The organism is Mycobacterium sp. (genome assembly GCF_035506235.1).
Classification (GTDB): Bacteria; Actinomycetota; Actinomycetes; order Mycobacteriales; family Mycobacteriaceae; genus Mycobacterium.
Map to the genome: position 1 here is coordinate 1 of NZ_DATJPU010000031.1, position 3,862 is coordinate 3,862.

Below are 3,862 nucleotides of genomic sequence, written 5' to 3' on the forward strand. Positions count from 1 at the left end.
GCTGCGGTGACTAGGGACTTTGAACCCGTCTTGTCGGTGGTGTAGCTTCGATTGTCACGACTTGGGGCTATGGCGCAGCTGGTAGCGCACCACACTGGCAGTGTGGGGGTCAGGGGTTCGAGTCCCCTTAGCTCCACCAGCGGAAATATGGTTTCAGGGGCCTGATTTTCGAGCGTCTTACGACAACAGATACGACAACCGCGGCTACTTTTACGACAACCGGCGTGTTGCCGGGTCGCTAATTCGTTCGAACAGGGTTTGCATCGAGTCCAACGCAGCAGGTTGCACCGGCTCGATCTCCTCGACGTAGGTCCCGGCGTTGTCGTCATTGAGAGCGGCGGGCGAGCGCGCCGTCGATGTCGTGGGCTGCGTGATGCTTCGCCCGGGCCGCTGCTCGCGACCGGTGTCCGCAGGGCGATTTTGCGAGCCGCCCCTCGCACCTCAAGGGCTCCTGCGGAGGCACGTCGTGCTGGCGCGATGCGCCACCCTTGACCTGCGAGCCTCTGCCGGCTCTACGCCAGGGCTTCAAGGGCCAGGCCATTGCCTGGCCCCCGTATGCGCCCTGCCGACACCTCGAAGCTAGAGACGCCGATTAACCTGTTCGGCTCATTCGTAATGAGAAAGCCGTTATTTTCGGCCGTTGGAAGACATCCGTGACGGCAACCGGCCTGACAATTCGGCGCCAGCCTGTTCGAATAGGGTGCCCATCGAGTCCAGGGCATCACGCTGCACAGCCTCGATCACCTCGACGTAGGTTCCGGTGGTCACCGTGATCGAACTGTGCCGGAGGATCCGCTGCACGGTCACCGGCGGTACTCCCATCGTGAACAGCAAGGTGGCGCAGGAGTGGCGCAGGTCGTGCACACGGAGCTGCGGGACGTCTGCGCGGGCGCACAGGGTGTGGAACACGCGATTGATATTGCGTGGTTCGAGGAATCCGCCGGTTGCCGACGTGAACACGAGGCCAGTGTCTTGCCATTCAGAGCCGGCCGCGAAGCGCTCTTCGAGGTGTCTGCTGCGATGGCCACGCAGAATGCTCACCAACGGAGCCGGGATGGGCAGCACGGCGACCGACGCCTCCGTTTTGACTTGCTCCAGTCGCAGCTCACCGTCGACTCGGTGCAGCGCCTGGCGGATCGTGAGACGGCCGTCGTCCAGGTCGACGTCGGCCCAGGCAAGACCCAGCGCCTCGCCCCGACGCAGCCCCATCGCCAGGGCCACCGCCCACAGCGCGTACAGCCTGTGCTGCTCCGCGACTTTGAGAAAAGAGAGCGCCTCGGCTCGGGTGAAACTGCGGACTTTTCGGTCATCGGTGACCCTCAGCTGGACCAGCCGGGCCACATTGCGGCTAAGAAGTTCTTCGTTGACGGCGTCTTGCAGCGCAGCCCGTAAGACCCTGAGGACGTGACGGATCGAGCTCGACGACAGCACGGCCTGACAGCACTGCGGGTCGGCTTTCGCGCAGCACCGCGGCGTTGTTCGGTTGGCGTCCTTGTTCTGAGCGCAGCACTGGCACCGCGTCCGCAGTTGGGTCAACCAAACCCGAATATCGGATGCCTGCAGGGTTTTCAGCTTCCGCTTGCCGATACCCGGGATGATATGCAGACGCACGTCCCCCTCGTAGGTGGCGTAAGTCGTCCGACGGATGCTCGGTTCGGCGATGTGTTCGAGCCAATACGACATGTAATCCGCGAGCGTCCATGTCGTGGTGGTTATGGGGATCCCGCGCCGATGCTGGTCGCGCAGCTTGTTCAGCTCGTCGAGCGCTTCGCGCTCGGTCTTAACGTACACGCTGATCCGCTTGCGCCTACCGTCCGGCGTATCGGCGAAGAACTTCGCCTCCCAGCTGCCGTTGGGACGGCGGTAAACGCCGCCCTCCCCGTTGGCGTTTCTCTTCGTATGCCTTCGCGGCGCCATCACGCAGCGCCATCGATGAGGCTGACGATGTAGTCGTCGAATGACTTTCGGACGATCCGCCGGCATCGCCCTATCTGCACAGACTTGACCTTTTGGTCCCAAATCAATCGGTAGATCATCCATCGGCTGACGGCGAGCCGTTCGGCAGCTGCCTGAACGGTCATCAGCTCTCCTTGGTCTTCGAGCATGATTCGCCTCGATACCTACGCCACGGGCCCGACGGCGGGCGTAATACCGCGCGATTGGTTCCAGCGTACGACTCGTCGGTCGTGCTGGGTGCGCAAGATTGCCCGCGGGCATAATTCCGTCATGGTTCAGGCCCCTTCCTTTCGCGCTTGCAATGCGGCGATGCGTTGGTCTCGCGCACTGTTGGATGCGGAGACGATCAGGGCTCGATCGCCGAGGCTGTCGAGACCTAAACGGTGGAACTGCCAGGGGATTAGTTCGTCGGTTCGGCTTCCGCTGATCGCTGGGCATGCTTCCGATTTGCCCCACTCTGTGCGCTTTTCGCGAAGGGCGGTCATCGTTGTCGAGAATTGACGTGACTTGCTGATGACGTGGCCGCGATATCCGAGCGTGTGAATCCAGTTCAGAATGTCTGCGTAGGGTTCTTCCTTGGAGATCGTGACAATTGTTCTCAATATGTCGCGGACGTGTTCTGTTATGTCGAGTTGGTCGATGACGGCGGGACTGAATCGCCGAACTCCGATACCGAAATCTGCGACCGATTTGGTGACGTATTTTGCGAGATAGCCAGCGATCTGGCGACCGGATATCTGGCTGTCGTTGTCGTCTTTCCGGCTGGCGGTGGTGATGGTTTTGATGTCGATCTGTTCGCCGAACCGTAGGGTCCTGTCGCCCGGCAAGACGAGCGCAGTCTCTGTAGTGGCCTGACGAACAAGGATCGCGAAGTGGTGTGCGCTGAGGGTCGTGTCGGGCGCTGACGGTGGTTCACCACGCTCGGATGGGCCGTCTAGCCGGATGACGGCGTGGAAATGGGGGAGTGCTCGTCGTTGTAGTTCAACGACTTTCATGAAGGAGATCCGTGTTTGATCGGGCGGTTCAGTCCGGCGACGTAGCTCGCGCCGTAGTAGGCGGCGCAGTCGAATCGTGAAGCGCCGCCACAGTTCTGGGGCGTGCCAGGAGAACAAGACGTGTCCGTCGTAGTCGTAGCAGTCACGGCATAGGGGTTGTCCGAGCTTGGGGTCGGAATCGGGGTGCGACTTATCGCACCCCGGCGGTGCGTTGTGCGGGCACTCGCGGTCACGGGCGCGCTGCGGGTGGCAGCCACCTGCGGCGCGAATCGTGTGGACGGCACCGAAGCTGGGCGCGGTGAGGGTGACGAACACTTGGGGGTGGTCGGCCACGGTGGCGGGGACTTCGTGGTGTCCGCCGAGCAGTCCGGCGTGGATGAGCTGCCAGGTATCCCGCGAGTACAGGTCCGAGCACGACGGGCAGACGATTGCTCGCCGGTTGTTGCAGCGGGTGAAGACCTGGTGTTCTTTGCCAAGTTCATCGTGTCCGGTGAGGTGGATGGGGGTGGCGCAGAACCCAGCCACTTGCACACGCTGCCACCAGGTGTTGAATCCTGCCGAGCGGGCTCTGCGGATCATCTGGTTGACCACTGCGTCGTGGTCGATACCGTCGGGCAGGCCTGGCAGTCGGGCTGGCGCGTTCACTGCTTGCTCGCGTCTCGTTCGGCGTCGTTGATGTCGTGATCGGTTTCGTTGCCACGTGCCTGGGTAGGGGCGAATCGGGTGGTGAGGTCGGTGATATCGGCGTCGGTGACGTAGAACGCGCGGACGCGTTGCGGTTCGGCGGTGCCGTCGATCATCACGTAGCCCACACCCGGGGTGGTGTCGGCGATGAGGTCGCATTCGGCCCCAGCCTCGCGGGCGCCCTGGCCGAGCGCCATCGCGGTTTGGGTAGCTTCGGTCATGCGTAG

General features: G+C 62.6%; 3 protein-coding genes, 1 tRNA gene and 1 pseudogene. 1 reads left to right on the forward strand and 4 read right to left on the reverse strand.

Annotated elements, in window-relative coordinates; genetic code table 11:
* Positions 1–63 precede the first annotated feature (63 nt).
* Positions 64–139, forward strand: a tRNA-Ala gene (locus VMD50_RS03505).
* 488 nt (positions 140–627) lie between these two features.
* On the opposite strand, the gene VMD50_RS03510 is transcribed toward VMD50_RS03505, so the two are convergent.
* The 4 genes and pseudogenes from VMD50_RS03510 to VMD50_RS03525 all read right to left on the reverse strand — a co-directional run.
* Positions 628–1,917 carry a tyrosine-type recombinase/integrase gene (locus tag VMD50_RS03510; protein ID WP_325424906.1) on the reverse strand — a complete coding sequence of 430 codons (1,290 nt, stop codon included), beginning with the start codon at positions 1,915–1,917 and terminating at the stop codon, positions 628–630.
* Positions 1,917–2,105, reverse strand: coding sequence for an excisionase family DNA-binding protein (locus VMD50_RS03515; RefSeq protein WP_325424904.1), 189 nt, complete (start codon positions 2,103–2,105; stop codon positions 1,917–1,919). Before VMD50_RS03515 ends, VMD50_RS03510 begins: the two co-directional genes overlap by 1 nt.
* 126 nt (positions 2,106–2,231) lie before the next feature.
* Entirely contained in the window at positions 2,232–3,596 is a 1,365-nt protein-coding gene (locus VMD50_RS03520) for a replication initiator (RefSeq protein ID WP_325424905.1), read from the reverse strand.
* Positions 3,593–3,862 (reverse strand): annotated as a pseudogene (locus tag VMD50_RS03525) (FtsK/SpoIIIE domain-containing protein); the annotation flags it as partial. The gene VMD50_RS03520 and the pseudogene VMD50_RS03525, both read right to left, overlap by 4 nt.

What these genes read in the sequence shown, in the direction of transcription:
- VMD50_RS03510 (WP_325424906.1), bottom strand. Translation starts at nt 1,917, where the DNA reads ATGGCGCCGCGAAGGCATACGAAGAGAAACGCCAACGGGGAGGGCGGC.
- VMD50_RS03515 (WP_325424904.1), bottom strand. Translation starts at nt 2,105, where the DNA reads ATGCTCGAAGACCAAGGAGAGCTGATGACCGTTCAGGCAGCTGCCGAA.